The sequence below is a fragment of the Mesorhizobium sp. ISC25 genome (assembly GCF_042295465.1).
Taxonomy (GTDB): domain Bacteria; phylum Pseudomonadota; class Alphaproteobacteria; order Rhizobiales; family Rhizobiaceae; genus Mesorhizobium.
Genome location: NZ_CP135441.1, coordinates 2,796,918 through 2,813,773 on the forward strand (window position 1 = coordinate 2,796,918; position 16,856 = coordinate 2,813,773).

Genomic DNA, 16,856 nt, shown 5'->3' on the forward strand with positions numbered 1-16,856 from the left:
GATCGAGGCAGATACCGCGCAATTCTTCGAGTCGGTGCGAGACTGACTCATTACGGGCGCGGGAAATTTTTCATCGCGGAGGCCATCACCCCGCGAGAGCTCAATACTGATGGAACAAATGAGGATGCCGATGGGACCTGTTCATCATGACCTAGCTGGCGAGCCGACTTTTGAGCCGATGATCCAGATCGACATGGAAATCAAAGCGTTTGTCTCCGCTTGGAAACATTGCGATTATGTCTCGACATACGTGGCCCGGATGATCAGTCAAAACAGGTCAGACTCGGTCCACCATTCAAATCTCTTTTCCTCTGCCTTCAACGAATTGCTGGAAGTCGCCTTTCGTACTCGCCATGCCGACGGCGAACTGGCATGCAGGGTGTCTCGCCATGGCGCGACGGATAGGATCGAGTTGACATTTCCTTGCGTGCCAGAGGAGCGCCAATTCTACGAAGAAGCCGTGTCGCAGTTCGTAGGAATAGAGGCCAGAGAGCGGTATCTCAATTCGGTATCTGGGGATCTCGCGCCGAGCCGCGAGGTCGTACTCCTGGAACTGGCTGTTGACTACAACGCGACACTCTGGATCGAGGACGCCGACGGCGATGCAATCAAGCTTGTCGTGGACCTTCCGCTTGAGGGCTTGCAACATTGAGCCCTTACGACCTTCTCCCGCGCTTCAAGACGCAATACGACGCCAATAACCAGGAGTTCTCCATTTCGGGAGTGGTCCGGCCTCAGGCGATCGATGAACTTGGGCCGAGCATAGCATTGCTCCGCGATGCGATCGGCCATGTGCGCGGCGTTCTCTACGTCAATGTCAGGCGCCTGACGCAGATGAACAACGCTGCGTTTCACAGCTTTTCGAGGATCATCATCGACGCTTGTCGCGCTCGACCCGATCTCAAATTCGTGGTCATCACGTCAAGTGTCGTCGGATGGACCTCGCGAAAATTCGGTCGCCTGAGCGCAATCGAACCGAACATCACGGTCGAGGAGTATGACACCGAATTCTATCCCGGGCAGGGTTTCCTTGAGGAAGGCGGGTTCGTACCCATCCTGCGCACTCAGACAAAGTTGACCTGGCGCCACGAGCGCGCAATCTTGCCGCGACACGGCATGAGGTCCGGGATCGTCATGGCTGACATCTGTTGCGGGATCGGTGATTTCGCCGTGCTCGCGCAGAAGGAGTTCCAGCCGTCGCGGATCGTCGCCCTCGACCACTCCATATCAAGCCTGACCTATGCTCGACGAGTGATGCGGGAGTTCGACATCCGGGGCATCGAATATACCTATGGCGATGCGTCGGAGATGCTGCTCGACGAAGCGCAGTTCGACCTGGTCACCTGCCGACATTCCCTTCAAATCTTCAATCGACCTGAACTCATTCTCAAGGAGCTCTACCGCATCTGCAAGCCAGGCGGGCGGGTCTATATCACCAACGAGAAGAATTCGCATTGCCTCGGCGAGCCGCGCGCCGAAAGCATTCGTTGGACCTACAACGAGGTGGCGAAGCTGTTCGGGCATTTCGAGATGGACGTCGAGCTTGGACCCAAGAGCCGGCGATACCTGATCGAAGCCGGATTTGAAGACATCCGTGTGGAGACCTTCATGGTCACTAACCTGGACGGGGATCCGCAGGACTTCGCCGATGTCATTGCGGCCTGGGCGGATGTCTATGCGGGCGAGATGGCGACCAGACGCGGCGATGGACCGGAGTTCGTCGCACGGTTTCGGCAAGGCTTCCAGGACCACATTTTCGTTGCGCTCCACCCCAAGGGTTATGCGGGTTGGCCGATCTGGGTGGCATCGGGGCGGCGGCCGCAATGAAAGCCGATGATGAGCAAACACCGCGATTCGGCCTGCGCTCCTTTCGAGCGAAATTCGTATTGGTCGTTGGCGGCGCCGTGCTGTTCGACCTCCTGCTGAGCGGTGGCCTGGCGCTTTGGAATGTTCAAACACTGTCGCGCGACGCCACATCCGAAGTCGGTGAGGGCCTGACGACCGCAAACCAAGAATACATTCGTTCCTATGCCGAATCGACAGCGTTAAGCGTCGACCTGCTGCTCGATCGAGTCCATGGGGACGTCAAGGCGCTGGCGGGCGTGCTGCAGGCCCAGATCGACGATCCAAGCAGGCAACAACAGGTCGGGGCCACGCTTTCGAAGGAGGTGCCCGGCTCCGTGAGGGTCGTCTACGACGCACAGGGCGATTGGGCACAGAACCTGCCGGGAGCGCCTTCCGTGGTCAGCGTCTGGGGCTACCTGCTGGGCGCCGACCACAGTCCAATGCCAAGCGTTCAGCGGGAAATAGAAGACAGCACCGTGTTGGACCTCATTGCGCCGACGCTCATGGCCAGCGGGTCGTCCAAACTGCAAATGTACTATATTGGTCCAAAGGAACGGCCGATCTTCAGGACCGTACCGTATACGGACCAGGCACAGACCTTCGACCGGCTCTATCCAGGCCACAACAAGGCGGAGTTCTGGGAGTTTTTCTTTCCGGGAATCTATGGGTCATGGCAGCAATGGGCCAAGAATCCAGCCTCGCGTCCGGTCCCTGACGATATCACCCAGACAGCGCCTTACACCGATGCGATCACGGGAAAGCTAATCGTCAGCTTTTTCCACCCGCTGTGGACGCGTGATCGCACCGGTATCGCTGGTACGGCGGGAGCAGACATCACTCTCGATCAACTCGCGGAAGTCGTCGAACGTGTGAAGATCGCTGAGACCGGGTTCGGCTTTCTCACAATGTCGACTGGCAACGTGGTGGCGATCAATCCGTCAGGCCAGGCAATCATCGGCCTGACTTCATCGAGCGATGCGGGCACCCAGGGCGTCACCGGCCTGGAGAGGTCCCTGCGGGGAAGTACGCAGCCGGCTATCGCGTCGCTGCCTCTCGACCAGAACAATGATGGTGTCATTCAGCATGTCATGCTCGGCGACAAGGGCGAACGCGTACCCTACATTGTTGTCCTCAAAAGATTGAAGCCGACCAATCTGTGGAGTTCGGGACCGATCAAGTCCGAAATGATGTCGGTCGGGATCGTCGTTCCCGAACGAGAGATCTATGCGTCCCTGTTCGCCGCGCAGAAGAGTATTTCCCGCGCAACCAACCGTATCCTGCTCTTTCAGATCGCCGCGATCGTCGTTTCGCTTCTGATTGTTTTTGCCGCCGTGCTTGGAATTTCGAAGCGGATCACCGCGGGCCTCAGAGCGCTTGCCAGCGCCGCCCAGCGGCTCCAGTCCAAAGACTATTCAGTCCGCGTGAGCATCCCAACGCGCGACGAAGTTGGAGCGGCAGGGGTCGCTTTCAACCGCATGGCTGAGCAGATCAGCTTTCACACGGAAAACCTCGAGCAACTCGTCGACGAACGAACCAGGGAACTTGGGGACGCAAATCACGAGATTTCCGCACTCAACGAAAAGCTGCAGGACGAGAACGTTCGCCTTGGTGCCGAACTCGCGGTCGCCAGACAGATCCAGATGATGGTCCTGCCGAAACAATTCGAACTAGAAGCGATTCCGGGGCTGGAGATCGCAGCCTACATGCGGCCGGCCGACGAGGTCGGCGGCGACTATTACGACGTCCTGCAGAACGGGCCACGGGTCAAGATCGGCATCGGCGACGTGACCGGTCATGGTCTCGAGAGCGGCGTGCTGATGCTGATGGTCCAATCCGTTGCACGTGCGCTGCAGGAGACCAACGAGGGGGACCCGCACCAGTTTCTGGATCGATTGAACAGGGCAATCTACAAAAACATCGAGCGGACGAACACCGGCAAGCATCTCTCGTTGGCCTTTCTTGACTTCGAGGATGAGCGGGTAACGCTATCCGGCCAGCATGAGGACGTTCTCGTCTTGCGTGCGGATGGGGAAGTTGAACGTATCGATACAATTGATCTTGGTCTGCCGGTTGGCTTGGAGAATGACATCTCGAAGTTCATTGCCACGCGTGACATCCTGTTCGGGAGCGGCGACGTGATCGTGCTGCACACAGACGGTGTGACCGAGGCCGAAGCCCAAGACAGAGAATTGTTCGGGTTCGAGCGCCTCTGCCAGAGCGCACAAAAACGTCACGGCAGCAGCGCCGAGGACATCAAAACCGGGATCATCGACGATCTGATGGCCCATATCGGGGTCCAGAAGATCCACGACGACATCACCCTCGTGATCATAAGGCACAAATAGCCATGACAACGCTGTTCGGTACTCCTGACATTGCAATCGGGATGAAGGAGAGCGCCAGTCGCGTGCGGCTGTACGACGGACCTCTCGACTTGAGTTGGCGTCATTGTGCTACGACCGCGGACTTCATCGCCGATCTTTTCGCGTTGCGCTTCCGGTCGTCCCGCAATGACTACATAGAAGTGCGGCACAGTATCGGATATCTGGTCAACGAACTCATCGAAAATGCCGTCAAGTTTCGCGCACCAGGTGAGATCTTGATCGAGGCGTCGATGGATTCGGAGTGCTTCAAGCTCAAAGTGTCGAATGACGTCGATGGTGAAGATGCCTCTAAGTTCCAAAGTCTCCTGGCGGATCTCACGGTTGGCGACCCCAAGGACCTGCTGATACAGCGAATTGAAGAGAATGCCGCCAACCCCGACATGTCAGGCTCCGGACTTGGATTGCTGACCTTGATGAGCGATTACGGCGCACGCCTGGCTTGGATATTCAGCGCCGCCGACGAAAGCGATCGGCTTTGCGTGGAGACATATGCCTCTATTCCGATCTCGCAAATTCACAACTAGAAGAAACGAAGCCAGGCTATGGAAATCAAGACAGACGACTACCGTGTGTGGACTGAAGGAAGCGAAATTTTCTTCGACGGTGCAATGCGGCTTGCCAGTTCCGAGGCCGGTGCGCCTATCACGGCGTTGGCGACCAGTGTTCTTGCCTCTAATCCCGCTTCCATTACGCTCAATCTGAAGGACCTTCACTTTCTAAACTCTTCCGGCATCAACCTGCTGGCGAAATTTACCATCGAGGTGCGCAAGCATCCCGATGTTCGACTCGTCGTGCGTGGAACGCCAGACATACCCTGGCAATCGAAATCATTGCCGAATCTGAAGAAGCTGCATCCCGCTGTGGTGCTTTTGATGGACTGACGAAGGTCGTCCGAAATTAGCCAAAGGACGGCGTGCAAGCGCGCTGCAAGAGCGAGATATGTACGCCCGGATAAGTATTCGGATGCGAAGCTAACGACAATTCGGCCACGTGCGCAGATGCTCGCAATGGCTTGGCGGGGGCTGGCACAGGCGGCAGGCGTCCGGGTTGGGGGGATGTCGGGCCGCCTGTGCCGATTAGCCGTCGCTGCGCAGTCAAAGGTGGCGTCATTGAGTAAGCGTGCCAAGGTCAACGGTGGCCGGCTGGAGTTCATTCCGCCACAGATCCCGACTTGGGTCGAGCAGCCGCCCGAAGATGGGGGATGGGTTCACGAGATCAATCTTGACGGCTACCGAACGCAGCTCATCATCGACAAAGACGGCGTGCGTCTTTACAACAAGAACGGCCGTGACTGGACCACGAAATACTGGCCCATCGCGCTGGCTGTCGAGCTGCCATGCCGGGCTGCCATTATCGACGGCGAGGTCATTGTGCCAGGCGACCAGGGCGCTCCCGATTACCCCGCGCTGGAAGCCACGATCTGGAACGAACCCAGCCGGCTGGTGTTCGTCGCGTTCGACATCCTCCATCTCGACGGTCGCAATCTAGCCTCCTTGCCCCTGCTGCAGCGCAAGCAGGCGCTGTGGCAACTGGTTGAGCACGGCCTCGGCAAGATCCAGTACAGCGAGCATTTCGAGGACAGTGCGCTAGCGATCTTCCGCGCGATCGAGAAGATGGGGCTCGAGAGCATCATCTCGAAGCACGCCGACAGCCGCTACAGGAGTGGACCGTCGAACACATGGCTGAAGGCCAAATATTTCGAAGAAGCCGATTTCTGAGCGTCGACGACCGCCTCTGGCGCAACCGCAAGCTGAGCCCAAGCGTTGTAGATGCTCATCGATGCTCGCTTCCACATTCACGAGGACACGGGTGAGCGCTACCTCCCGACGCCGCTCGCCGAGGCGATCGAGCAGGAGATGGATAGCGACGAGCTGGCGATCTCAGACTCGACGCCGCTTTGACGCTTCGGCGCCGCCCCGCCTGGGCGTCAACTTCGGACACCGAACCCTCGTCGGAGCACGCCCGTACACTCGTTGGGCAGATGATCTCAGACCCTGAGCAGCCGGCGGACCAGTAGCCGATGATCGAAAACGGCAACGTCCATCTGCCGAAGGAGGCCCACTGGAAAGATGACTTCCTGCTCGAAATCTTGGCGTTGCCGCACGGCGAGCACGACGACATAGATCGATCCCATTACGCAGGCACTGATCTGGATGAAGGACGACGTAGAGCCACGCTATGCCGCGATCTGTCATGTGCAGATTTGCTAATTAAAAGAGTGGATCAGATCGAGCGAGGTGACGGTGACAGCCAGACGAGCTTGCACGCTGAGAGGCTGGGAGCGTTCGTTCCCATAAGTGTGGCGTCATTGGTTCGGCCACTGGCGAGGACAGCGGGAACTTGCTACTCTCCACCTCATGATCGCTGCGTCTGCTTTGCGGTAGGAGGTCGTGAACGAGTGGAATGCATGGGCGGGCGCAGCCGGTCAGGTTTGAAGCGCCCAACGCGTATGGGCAGAGCGAGGTACGGCCGCTCCATGACGACGCTTTACCCGCCGCGACTGATCGTCGTTGATGATGAGGAGGGCGTGCGAGAAACGCTCGCCGAGTATCTCGGCCAGCAGGGCTTTGACGTAAGGACCGCGGAGGGTGGTCGGGCACTCGACGCTCATCTGGCAGCCGCCCCTGCGGATCTCATCATGCTTGACGTCAACATGCCTGGCGAAGATGGCTTTGCCATCGCGCGCCGCTTGCGCGGGACCAGCTCGGTGCCGATCATAATGGTCACGGCTGCCGGTCACGTGATCGACCGCGTCGTCGGGCTTGAGATCGGCGCCGATGACTACATTACGAAGCCGTTCGACCTGCGGGAACTGCACTCGCGGCTTAGGGCGGTTTTGCGGCGGCTCAAGACAGGCAACGCGGGTGACTTGCCCAATGCGGGACCAGTTGCCGGGGCCAATCGGATGGCGTCGCAGAAAGAAAGGCTGATTCCATTCGGAAGGGTGATGCTCGATCTTTCCGGGCATTGCCTGGTGGCTTCCGATGGCCAGAGGCAGCGCCTGACGTCAATGGAAACAGACCTCTTGAGAGTATTCGTGGAAAACCCGCATCGCGTACTCAGCCGCGAACACCTTTTCGAGTGCGCTTACGTCCGCGCAACCGAACCTTTCAACCGAAGCATCGATATCCGCATCACGCGGTTGCGTCGCAAAATCGAGATCGACCCGGCCAAGCCCGAAGTCATTCGGACCATCCGCGGTGTAGGTTACCTATTTGCCCCACCCCAGACGCCCGAATGATGGATGAACCCCTGGACCTGGTTGAACAGGTGGTCACAGGCGCTGGAGCGGGCCAAACGAGCAATTTCGACGCGCCAGATATTCGCGTTCTGCGCGCCCTCCTCGACGCGATGCCGGCCTGGGCCGTATTCGTCGATCGCAATAACACCTATCGATATGCAAACGGCAAATTTCTCGAGTTCGTGAAGCTACCGATGGATCGGATCATCGGGCAGCACATGGCCGATGTGCTCGGACAGCCGGTGTATGAGTCCTACTCGGGAATCGCGGCGAAGGTCTATTCTGGAGACAGAGTTCGCTGGGAAGATTGGGCGCACTATGGCGAGCTGGGCAGGCGCTATATTCAAGAGAACTTCGTTCCCTTCATGTCCGCCAGCGGACAAATCCAGGGCGTCATAGCAATCGGTCTCGACCTCACAGAACACAAGCTACGCGAGCGCGAGCTCGCCGAGCGGCTCGAAGCGCAGACCGCAGTGGAAACCATGTCCTCCGCGATCATCGCATCCGCGCTCGACTGCGTTATCGTTATCGACGAAGACGGCCGCGTCGTCGAATTCAATCCCGCCGCCGAGACGGCCTTCGGCTATAGCCGCGAAGCGGTTGTCGGCAAGCCGATCGCTGAATTGATCGTTCCTGAGCACCTGCGTGCTCGACACCATGCCGGCATGGAACGTTACATGGTCACCGGTGAAGCGGCGGTCCTAGGCCGCCGGTTTGAGATCGAAGCAATGCGTTCCGACGGTTCCTTGCTTCCGGTAGAACTAGCGATAACGGACGTGCGGCTCCCAGACCGCAGGTTGTTCACGGCTCATATTCGTAACTTGACCGAGGTCCGCCGTGCCCAGGAGGAGATCGAGCGACAGCGCGACGCGCTGCATCAGAGCGAGAAGCTTGCGGCTCTAGGCTCGCTGCTCGCCGGTGTCGCGCATGAGCTCAACAACCCGCTTTCAATTGTCACCGGTCAGGCGCTCATGCTGCGTGAAGCTGCCAACTCTTCGCCGCTACGCGATGCCGACCTCCACAAGATCGCCGAGCGCGGTGCAAAAATCGAAGCCGCGGCGGAGCGCTGTGCCCGAATAGTGCGCACTTTTCTCGCCATGGCCCGTCAGCGCGCAGGCGAGCGGCGTGAGGTTGACCTTTCCACTTTGGTTGATGGGGCGATAGACCTTCTTTCCTATGGCCTCAAAACGGGTGGCATCGAACTTGGCAAAGACGTCCAGCCCGGCCTGCCGCGCGTCTGGGCCGATGGCGACCAGATCCATCAGGTTCTGGTTAATCTCGTCCTCAACGCCCAACAGGCGCTCGAGGAAATCTCTGGCCCGCGCCGGATCACCGTGGCCGTTCGGAACGATCCTGCCAGATCCACAGTCGCCCTGACCGTCAGCGACAACGGCCCGGGCGTTCCGGAGCAGATCCGCAATCGCATTTTCGATCCGTTCTTCACCACGAAGCCGCAAGGTGTTGGTACGGGTATCGGCTTGGCCGTTTCCCGGGGTCTGATCGAGGCCCAAGGGGGAAGCCTGGTTCTGCAGGCATCACAATTGGGCCGGGGCGCCTCTTTCCTCGTCGAGATCCCGGTCGGTGCAGCCGCGATGTTGGCAATCGAAAGAATTCCTGAACCGATCGACAAGACGACGCCCGAACCCAATGTCCGGCGGGCTCTTGTCGTTGACGACGAAGACGAAATCGCAGGTATTCTTGCTGAACTCCTCGACCGGGAGGGTTTCACCTGCGACTTATCACCGAGTGGCGAGGACGCGAAAGAGCTTGTGCGCACCAATGACTATGACGTCATCCTTTGCGACATCCGAATGGCCGATGGTGATGGGCCGTCATTTTTTTACTGGCTTCAGGAGGCGAAGCCTCATCTTGCACGCCGCATTGGCTTTGTCACCGGCGATACACTTGGCCCGGCCGCCGGCCGGTTCCTCGAGCGGACCGGGTGCCCGGTTATCGAGAAGCCGTTCCGCCCGGAGGACGTGTCCCGCCTGGTCCGGCTTCTTGCAGATGACACGTAACTCCGCCCTGAATTGCGTCGATGCGAAATCCTATGCGAACACGCCCACTGCTCGATCGTAAAAATGGTCGAGAGCGCAACGCCTGGCGGCAAGCCGGGCGGCTTCAAGCAATTCCTCGCGACCAAGGCGCCGTCGCTGTAGGCGTGAGATGACCACGCGCGCAATCATTTCGGCGTCGCGCCTTGGCTCCGCTGCTGTGTTAGCTTTGTTTGGCACATGCCGTATTCGCCCTAAGAGAACGCTCCGCTATCCTGAGTGTCCGACAAGCAGGCTGACATGGAGATGAGCCGCGCAAAATCGCGTTCGCGGCAGGAGCTGGATTTCACTCTAGCGGGGTATCCGCAGCGACTCATTTGGGAGTTGGCAAGCCGGCAGTGTTCTGATGTTGTCAATGAGCCGTGTTTGACCGAGCCAGGCGGCTGCGAGCAGGCGGACCGGCTGATCGATGCTTGCTATCGGTTGCAGATCTGCCTCGCCACGGAGTTCCAGGTACTCGACCTGGCGATAGCCTGCGGACAGGATCGCTGCGCGCGCTTCGGCAAGCGTTGGCAGGACCGGAGAGCCGTTCGAGAGCCCCTCCGCCGTATCGCGCAGGACCGATGCGAGCCTTGGGGCAACGGCGCGCTCTGCCGGCGAGAGCCGGAGATTGCGCGATGACAAGGCGAGACCATCGGCTTCCCGGACTGTCGGACAGGGGACGATGGTGATCGGAATGTCCAGGTCCCGGACCATGCGCCTGATAAGTAGAAGCTGCTGAAAGTCCTTCTCTCCGAAAAAGGCAAAATCAGCGCCGGTCTGCAGAAAGAGCTTGGCAACGACGGTCGCCACCCCATCGAAATGGCCAGGCCGGAACGCACCGCACAGGCCTTCGCTGACGCCGGACACGGACACGGTCGTGGTGAAGCCGTCAGGATACATCTCAGTCGCGTTCGGAACATAGAGCAGGTGTGCGCCCAACGGAGTGAGTTTTGCAGCGTCTTCGTTTTCGGTGCGGGGATAGGCGGCAAGATCCGCGGCATTGTTGAACTGCTTGGGATTGACGAACAGCGTCACGATCACACGATCGGCCTTTTGAAGCGCACAACGCACGAGACTCAAATGCCCTTCATGCAAGGCTCCCATAGTGGGCACCACGGCGATACTGGCACCAGAACGGCGCCATCCCGCCACAACGGCACGAAGTTCGACAATGGTGCGGACAATCGGCACGCTCATGGGACATCTTCTCCGGCCTTCGGCGCATCGGCGAAGAGATGTTCGGCGGCTGGAAAGCGCCCTTCCCGCACATCAGCCGCGTAGGCCGCAATGGCAGCTTCGGCCGCTGAGCCCAGTTCAGCATAGCGCTTGACGAATTTCGGCCGAAAACCGGTGAACATGCCCAAGATGTCGTCGATCACAAGAATCTGCCCATCGCAGGCGTCCGAGGCACCGATGCCGATCGTGGGAATTGTGGCTCTCTCGGTTATTCTCCGTGCGAGCGGCTCCGTGACCTTTTCCAGCACTATGCTGAACGCGCCGGCCTCGGCAACAGCAATGGCGTCGCGAAAAATCCTGTCGCCATCTCCGCCCCTGCCCTGGACTTTATAGCCCCCGAACACATTGACCGATTGCGGCGTCAGCCCGACGTGGGCCATGATGGGAATCCCGCGAGCAGTGAGAAAGCGGATCGTCTCAACCACGCTCTCGCCGCCCTCCAGCTTGACGGCGGCGCATCCGGTTTCCGCCATGAGCCGCGCGCCGTTGCGAAAGGCCTGTTCGGGGCCTTCTTCATAGGAGCCGAACGGCATGTCAACGACCATCAACGCGCGCTCAAGACCGCGTCGCACGGCCTTGCCATGCATGATCATCATGTCGAGTGTGACGCCGAGGGTCGAGGGCAGACCGTGAAGCACCATGCCGACACTGTCGCCGACCAGCACGACGTCGCAATATTTGTCGACGAGCTGCGCAACGGGTGTGGTGTAGGCGGTCAAGCAGACGACCGGATCCTTGCCCTTGCTGGCCGCGATGTCCGGCGGCGTCAACGCCTTCGTTTCTACCGCCACACTCATCGGCACATTTCCCATGCGTCAGGTTTAAGCGGTCAACGGTTTTGCATAGTTTTGTGCAGGTGCGAAGGCCAAAATCAAACCGCATCGGAAAAGTTGGTGCGTTGCGAAGCGCTTCAAACCAAGGGCTGAAGGCCGCCATTTTCTGCTGCTTCGGCCGAGTTTCGCAGCACCCTTATTGTGATTGTTTTGAGCAATCAGCGTGGTGGCGGTCTCAGGGGTGTGCTTCGGCCGAGCCACGCAGGCGCATCAACGCCGCATTTAGAATCGGTTTTCGGAAAATTCGTCTTGCAGCATCAATTTTCATGAAATAGGATCGTTTTTCATTAGTGTTTGGCTGAGTTGCACTAAAATACGAAGAAAGGATCCGCTTTTCATGTCTGTGGCGCAACAGCACCAATTTTCAGGTCCTGTTATCGTTTTTCAGGAAATCCGCCTTCCGGAGATGGTGACCCCGGCCGGATACAGCGCGCTGATCGGAGCCTACGAGCTCGCCGTGCCCTTGCCCCGGACGCTGTCGGCCACTGGCGAGCATCATCGCATTACGGACCGGGATGGTTGGCGGATCATGACGCCCCGCCATGCCCCACATCCAACACTCGAAGGCCACCTGACCTTCGCGCTCAAGTACGAGGGGCTCGACCTTGCCGTCCTCAAGCGGCTCTTCCAGGTGACCGGTCCCGCGCCGATCGAGGCGCTCGTCCGTGAAAGCCCCACAGGCAGTTATGCCCGCCGCATCTGGTTTCTATATGAATGGCTGACGGGCACGCGTCTCGATCTGCCGGACGCGGAGGCCGGACGATACGTTCCGGTTGTCGATCCCGAGCTGCAGTGGCCCGGATCCGAGAAGACCGCTTCGCGCTACCGCCTAAGGGACAATCTCCCCGGCACGCCTGAGTTCTGCCCGCTGGTGTTCCGAACCAAGACTCTCGAAAAATTCATCGGCCTTGAACTACCGCGGCGCGCGGAGGCAATCATAGCGAACGTGCCGCGCGACCTTCTTGCTCGGACCGCCGCCTTTCTTTTGCTCAAAGACTCGCGATCAAGCTATGCGATCGAGGGCGAGCGCCCGCCGCAAGATCGCATCCAGCGCTGGGGCCGCGCCATCGGCGAAGCCGGCCGCTGGCCGGTCGATCGCGATGAGCTGCTGCGTCTGCAAAGAATTGTATTTGGCGACGCCCGTTTCGTAAGACTTGGCTTCCGAAAAGAAGGAGGCTTTGTCGGTGAGCATGACCGAGACAACGGCACGCCCCTGCCCGATCACATCAGCGCTCGGCCCGAGGACCTGCCGCGGCTAATCGATGGAATGGCGGCCTTCGATCAGGGCCCCGCGAAAAACCTTGATGCAGTCATAGCCGCCGCAATCCTCGCCTTCGGCTTTGTCTACATCCACCCGTTCGAGGACGGAAACGGCCGCATTCACCGCTACCTGATCCACCACGTCCTTGCCATGCGCGGCTTCAATCCGCCGGGAGTGGTCTTTCCCGTCTCGGCCGCGATCCTGGACCAAATCAACGAGTACAGGGGCGTGCTCGAGAGCTATTCGCAGCGCCTTCTGCCGTTGGTGGAATGGGAACCGACGCCGCAATTCAACGTCCGGGTGCTGAATGACACCGGTGATTTCTACCGGTTCTTCGATGCAACCCCGCACGCCGAATTTCTCTATGCCTGCGTTCGGCGGACGATCGAACGGGACCTTCCCGAGGAAACCGCATTTCTGCAGCGCTACGATCAATTCCGGCAGCAGGTGGACGCCTTTATCGACATGCCCGAGCGGCTGACCGATCTGCTCTTCCGTTTTCTTCACCAGAATGATGGACATCTGTCGAACCGCGCGCGCGAAAAGGAATTCGCCGCGCTGACCAGTGACGAGGCAGGAAGAATCGAGGCGATCTACGCGCAAACCTTTGGTGCCGATTGAAGGCGTGATCATCAGGACCGATTTTAGTCCAACGGTTTGCGATTCCCTTGTCCCTGCCTTCATCTCCGACGCTTGACTTGTCGCCGAGACATGCACGATTTTTCCGCACCGTCTGACCGGCCGCCGATCAGCCGCGGTCCGAACGCGCTTGACAAGATAGCGCAGGCCCGTTCAACCTAGGGCATTCACCAGGGGAGTCCCGGCAAGGGGCTGAGATACTGCTGGCTTTCGCGGCGCAGTGACCCGTTGAACCTGATCCAGTTCATACTGGCGTAGGGACGGTGCAAGCGCTTGCGGGAGTTTACGCCCGAGGTCCTGTTTCGGCAGGTCGAGCAAAGCGTCTTTTCATCCTTCCGGCACAGAACTGGGTCTCCAATGCATGAGCAAAGGAGCCTCAAGATGAATGCCCTCACCCCCGCCGTCTCGACGGGACCGCTGCCCGCCTCGCGGAAAATCCACAAACCCGGTTTCATCCACCCGCAGATCAGGGTGCCGATGCGCGAAATCTCTGTCCATCCGACGGCCGGCGAGCCGGCCGTCACCGTCTACGATCCGTCCGGCCCCTACACCGACCCGGCTGTCGAAACCAGCATCGAAAAGGGCCTTGCCCGGCTACGCCACGAATGGATTTCAGCGCGCGGCGATGTCGAGGCCTATGACGGCCGCCACGTCCAGCCGGAAGACAACGGATTTGTGACAGGCGAACGCCTGACGCCGGAATTTCCCATTCGCAATCGGCCGCTCAGGGCCAAGGCAGGCAAGGCGGTGACCCAGCTTGCCTATGCGCGCGCCAGCATTATCACGCCCGAAATGGAGTTCGTCGCCATCCGCGAGAATCTTGGTCGTGAGATGCTGCGCGGCAAGCTTGAGCGCGACGGCGAGGCATTTGGCGCCGCGCTCCCCGACTTCGTCACGCCGGAATTCGTCCGCGACGAGGTGGCGCGCGGACGGGCGATCATTCCCGCCAACATCAATCATCCCGAGAGCGAGCCGATGATCATCGGCCGCAATTTCCTGGTCAAGATCAACGCCAATATCGGCAACTCGGCGGTCACCTCCTCGATGGCCGAAGAGGTCGACAAAATGGTCTGGGCGATCCGCTGGGGCGCCGATACGGTGATGGATCTGTCGACCGGCCGCAACATCCACAACATCCGCGACTGGATCGTTCGCAATGCGCCGGTGCCGATCGGCACGGTGCCACTTTACCAGGCGCTGGAAAAGGTCGGCGGCATTGCCGAGGACCTGACGTGGGAGGTTTACCGCGACACGCTGATCGAACAGGCCGAACAGGGCGTCGACTATTTCACCATCCATGCCGGCGTGCGGCTGCACTACATCCCATTGACCGTCGACCGGGTCACGGGCATCGTCTCTCGCGGTGGATCGATCATGGCCAAATGGTGCCTGCATCATCACCGGGAGAGCTTTCTTTACGAGCATTTCGCCGATATCTGCGACATCTGCCGCGCCTATGATGTGTCCTTTTCGCTCGGCGACGGGCTTCGTCCGGGCTCCATCGCCGATGCCAACGACGCAGCGCAGTTCGCCGAACTGGAAACGCTTGGCGAGCTGACCAAGATCGCCTGGGCAAAGGATTGCCAAGTGATGATCGAGGGGCCCGGCCATGTGCCGATGCACAAGATCAAGCAGAACATGGACAAGCAGCTCGCCGTCTGCGCCGAGGCGCCGTTCTATACACTTGGGCCGCTGACCACCGACATCGCGCCGGGCTACGACCACATCACCTCAGGCATCGGGGCGGCGATGATCGGCTGGTTCGGCACCGCCATGCTCTGCTACGTCACGCCCAAGGAGCATCTCGGCCTTCCCGATCGCAACGACGTCAAGACCGGCGTAATCACCTACAAGATCGCCGCCCATGCCGCCGACCTGGCGAAGGGTCATCCGGCTGCAAAGGTCAGGGATGATGCCCTTTCCGGGCGCGTTTCGAGTTCCGCTGGGAGGACCAGTTCAACCTGTCGCTCGATCCTGGAACGGCGCGCTCCTTCCACGACCAGACATTGCCCAAGGAGGCGCACAAGGTGGCGCATTTCTGCTCGATGTGCGGCCCGAAATTCTGCTCCATGCGCATTTCCCACGACATTCGCGCCGAGGCACAGAAGGAAGGCATGGCGGCGATGGCGGCGAAATATCGCGAAGGCGGCGATCTCTATGTGCCGGCGGACGAGACCGGCGCACCGCTCATGCTTGAGGCGCATGAACCATCATGAGGGTGCTGGTCAAAGGGGCCGGCGTCGCCGGCCTCACCGCCGCCTTCGAGCTCGCCACACGCGGCGCGGCGGTGACCGTTGCCGAGACAAGACACAGCCTTGGCGGCAATGCGTCGTGGTTCGCCGGCGGCATGCTGGCGCCATGGTGCGAGCGTGAAAGCGCCGAGCAGCCCGTGCTGGATCTCGGATGCAACGCCGCGGACTGGTGGGAGGCGGCAACGCCCGGCCAGGCGACACGGGCGGGAACGCTGGTCGTGGCCGCGCCGCGCGATGCGGGCGAGCTCGACCGGTTTGCCAGCCGCACGTCGGGTCACCGGCACGTCGATGAAGATGAAATGTCGCAGTTGGAAGCTGACCTCGCCGGCCGCTTCCGCCGCGGACTGCTCTTCCCCGATGAGGCCCATCTCGATCCGCGCCAGGCGATGGCGGCACTTCATAATAGGCTGGCGGCGATGGGCGTCGAGTTCCACTTCGGCGCCGACGCTTCGGCTGTTTCCGGTTTCGATCGCCAGATCGAATGCACGGGAATGGCGGCGGGCGATGACCGACTGCGCGGTGTTCGCGGCGAGATGCTGATCCTGAATACGCCTGATGTCTCGCTGTCGCGCCCGGTCAGGCTCCTTCATCCGCGCTTTCCGCTTTATGCGGTGCCACGCACCGGCCACCGTTTCATGATCGGCGCGACGATGATTGAAAGCCAGTCCGTCGGACCGGTCACGGCGCGATCGATGATGGAGCTGCTGGGTGCCGCCTATGCCCTCCATCCGGCCTTTGGCGAGGCCGAGATCGTTGAAACCGGTATCGGCGTCCGTCCAGCCTTTCCCGACAACCTGCCGCGCGTAGAAACGAACGGCGAGATCATAGTGATCAACGGGCTCTATCGTCACGGCTTTCTCCTCGCCCCCGCCATGGCGCGCCAGGCTGCCGCCCTGGTTTTCAGTCAAGACAGAACCAAGGAGCTTGCCCATGAAACTAATGGTCAACGGCGAAGCGCATGAGGTTGCCGCCACCACGCTGGCGGAGCTGCTTGCCGCGCTCGACTATGAGGGCGATTGGCTGGCGACGGCCGTCAACAGCGACCTCGTGCACAAAGCCAACCGGGCGGAGTTCCAGTTGAGCGACGGCGACCGGATCGAAATCCTCTCGCCCATGCAGGGAGGCTAGC

At 60.1% G+C, this 16,856-nt stretch carries 14 protein-coding genes, 1 pseudogene and 1 riboswitch; of the genes and pseudogenes, 13 read left to right on the forward strand and 2 right to left on the reverse strand.

Annotation, left to right across the window (positions count from 1 at the left end; genetic code table 11):
• The first annotated feature begins 130 nt into the window (after positions 1 to 130).
• The 9 genes from RQ479_RS14015 to RQ479_RS14055 all read left to right on the forward strand — a co-directional run bounded on the left by RQ479_RS14015 (position 131) and on the right by RQ479_RS14055 (position 9,488).
• The gene (locus tag RQ479_RS14015; RefSeq protein ID WP_352458039.1) at positions 131 to 652 is read left to right on the forward strand and encodes a ubiquinone biosynthesis methyltransferase UbiE; all 522 of its coding nucleotides are present in this window, start codon (positions 131 to 133) and stop codon (positions 650 to 652) included.
• Positions 649 to 1,827, forward strand: coding sequence for a methyltransferase domain-containing protein (locus RQ479_RS14020; RefSeq protein WP_376705530.1), 1,179 nt, complete (start codon positions 649 to 651; stop codon positions 1,825 to 1,827). Before RQ479_RS14015 ends, RQ479_RS14020 begins: the two co-directional genes overlap by 4 nt.
• Positions 1,824 to 4,190, forward strand: coding sequence for a SpoIIE family protein phosphatase (locus RQ479_RS14025; RefSeq protein ID WP_376705531.1), 2,367 nt, complete (start codon positions 1,824 to 1,826; stop codon positions 4,188 to 4,190). Before RQ479_RS14020 ends, RQ479_RS14025 begins: the two co-directional genes overlap by 4 nt.
• A gap of 2 nt (positions 4,191 to 4,192) precedes the next feature.
• Positions 4,193 to 4,753 (forward strand): ATP-binding protein, encoded by a 561-nt coding sequence (locus RQ479_RS14030; RefSeq protein WP_352465037.1) that lies wholly within the window; start codon positions 4,193 to 4,195, stop codon positions 4,751 to 4,753.
• 18 nt (positions 4,754 to 4,771) lie between these two features.
• The gene (locus RQ479_RS14035; protein WP_352465038.1) at positions 4,772 to 5,110 is read left to right on the forward strand and encodes a hypothetical protein; all 339 of its coding nucleotides are present in this window, start codon (positions 4,772 to 4,774) and stop codon (positions 5,108 to 5,110) included.
• 174 nt (positions 5,111 to 5,284) lie between these two features.
• Complete coding sequence (locus tag RQ479_RS14040) at positions 5,285 to 5,947, forward strand: DNA ligase (RefSeq protein ID WP_376705532.1); 663 nt, start codon at positions 5,285 to 5,287, stop codon at positions 5,945 to 5,947.
• A 51-nt stretch (positions 5,948 to 5,998) separates the two neighbouring features.
• Positions 5,999 to 6,130, forward strand: a complete 132-nt coding sequence (locus RQ479_RS14045) for a hypothetical protein (protein ID WP_376705533.1) — start codon at positions 5,999 to 6,001, stop codon at positions 6,128 to 6,130.
• A gap of 575 nt (positions 6,131 to 6,705) precedes the next feature.
• The gene (locus RQ479_RS14050) at positions 6,706 to 7,470 is read left to right on the forward strand and encodes a response regulator (RefSeq protein WP_292655074.1); all 765 of its coding nucleotides are present in this window, start codon (positions 6,706 to 6,708) and stop codon (positions 7,468 to 7,470) included.
• Positions 7,467 to 9,488 carry a PAS domain S-box protein gene (locus RQ479_RS14055; RefSeq protein WP_376705534.1) on the forward strand — a complete coding sequence of 674 codons (2,022 nt, stop codon included), beginning with the start codon at positions 7,467 to 7,469 and terminating at the stop codon, positions 9,486 to 9,488. Before RQ479_RS14050 ends, RQ479_RS14055 begins: the two co-directional genes overlap by 4 nt.
• Positions 9,489 to 9,815: 327 nt before the next feature.
• Here the strand turns inward: RQ479_RS14055 and panC are convergent, their stop codons facing one another.
• Together panC and panB are read right to left on the reverse strand one after the other, a co-directional pair.
• Positions 9,816 to 10,703, reverse strand: a complete 888-nt coding sequence (gene panC / locus RQ479_RS14060) for a pantoate--beta-alanine ligase (protein ID WP_292655079.1) — start codon at positions 10,701 to 10,703, stop codon at positions 9,816 to 9,818.
• On the reverse strand, positions 10,700 to 11,539 hold the full coding sequence (gene panB, locus RQ479_RS14065) for a 3-methyl-2-oxobutanoate hydroxymethyltransferase (protein ID WP_376705535.1): 840 nt from the start codon (positions 11,537 to 11,539) through the stop codon (positions 10,700 to 10,702). The genes panC and panB overlap by 4 nt, the downstream gene beginning before the upstream one ends.
• A 373-nt stretch (positions 11,540 to 11,912) precedes the next feature.
• Here panB and RQ479_RS14070 point away from each other — a divergent pair, with 373 nt between their 5' ends.
• From RQ479_RS14070 to thiS, 4 genes and pseudogenes are all read left to right on the forward strand, one after another.
• Positions 11,913 to 13,457 (forward strand): Fic family protein, encoded by a 1,545-nt coding sequence (locus RQ479_RS14070; RefSeq protein ID WP_376705536.1) that lies wholly within the window; start codon positions 11,913 to 11,915, stop codon positions 13,455 to 13,457.
• A gap of 180 nt (positions 13,458 to 13,637) precedes the next feature.
• A riboswitch (TPP riboswitch) is annotated at positions 13,638 to 13,754 on the forward strand.
• Between the two features lie 102 nt (positions 13,755 to 13,856).
• Positions 13,857 to 15,691: pseudogene (gene thiC, locus RQ479_RS14075) on the forward strand (phosphomethylpyrimidine synthase ThiC).
• The gene (gene thiO, locus RQ479_RS14080) at positions 15,688 to 16,689 is read left to right on the forward strand and encodes a glycine oxidase ThiO (RefSeq protein ID WP_376705537.1); all 1,002 of its coding nucleotides are present in this window, start codon (positions 15,688 to 15,690) and stop codon (positions 16,687 to 16,689) included. Before thiC ends, thiO begins: the two are co-directional and overlap by 4 nt.
• Positions 16,658 to 16,855 (forward strand): sulfur carrier protein ThiS, encoded by a 198-nt coding sequence (gene thiS, locus RQ479_RS14085; RefSeq protein WP_095486993.1) that lies wholly within the window; start codon positions 16,658 to 16,660, stop codon positions 16,853 to 16,855. The genes thiO and thiS overlap by 32 nt, the downstream gene beginning before the upstream one ends.
• Position 16,856: the final 1 nt, after the last annotated feature.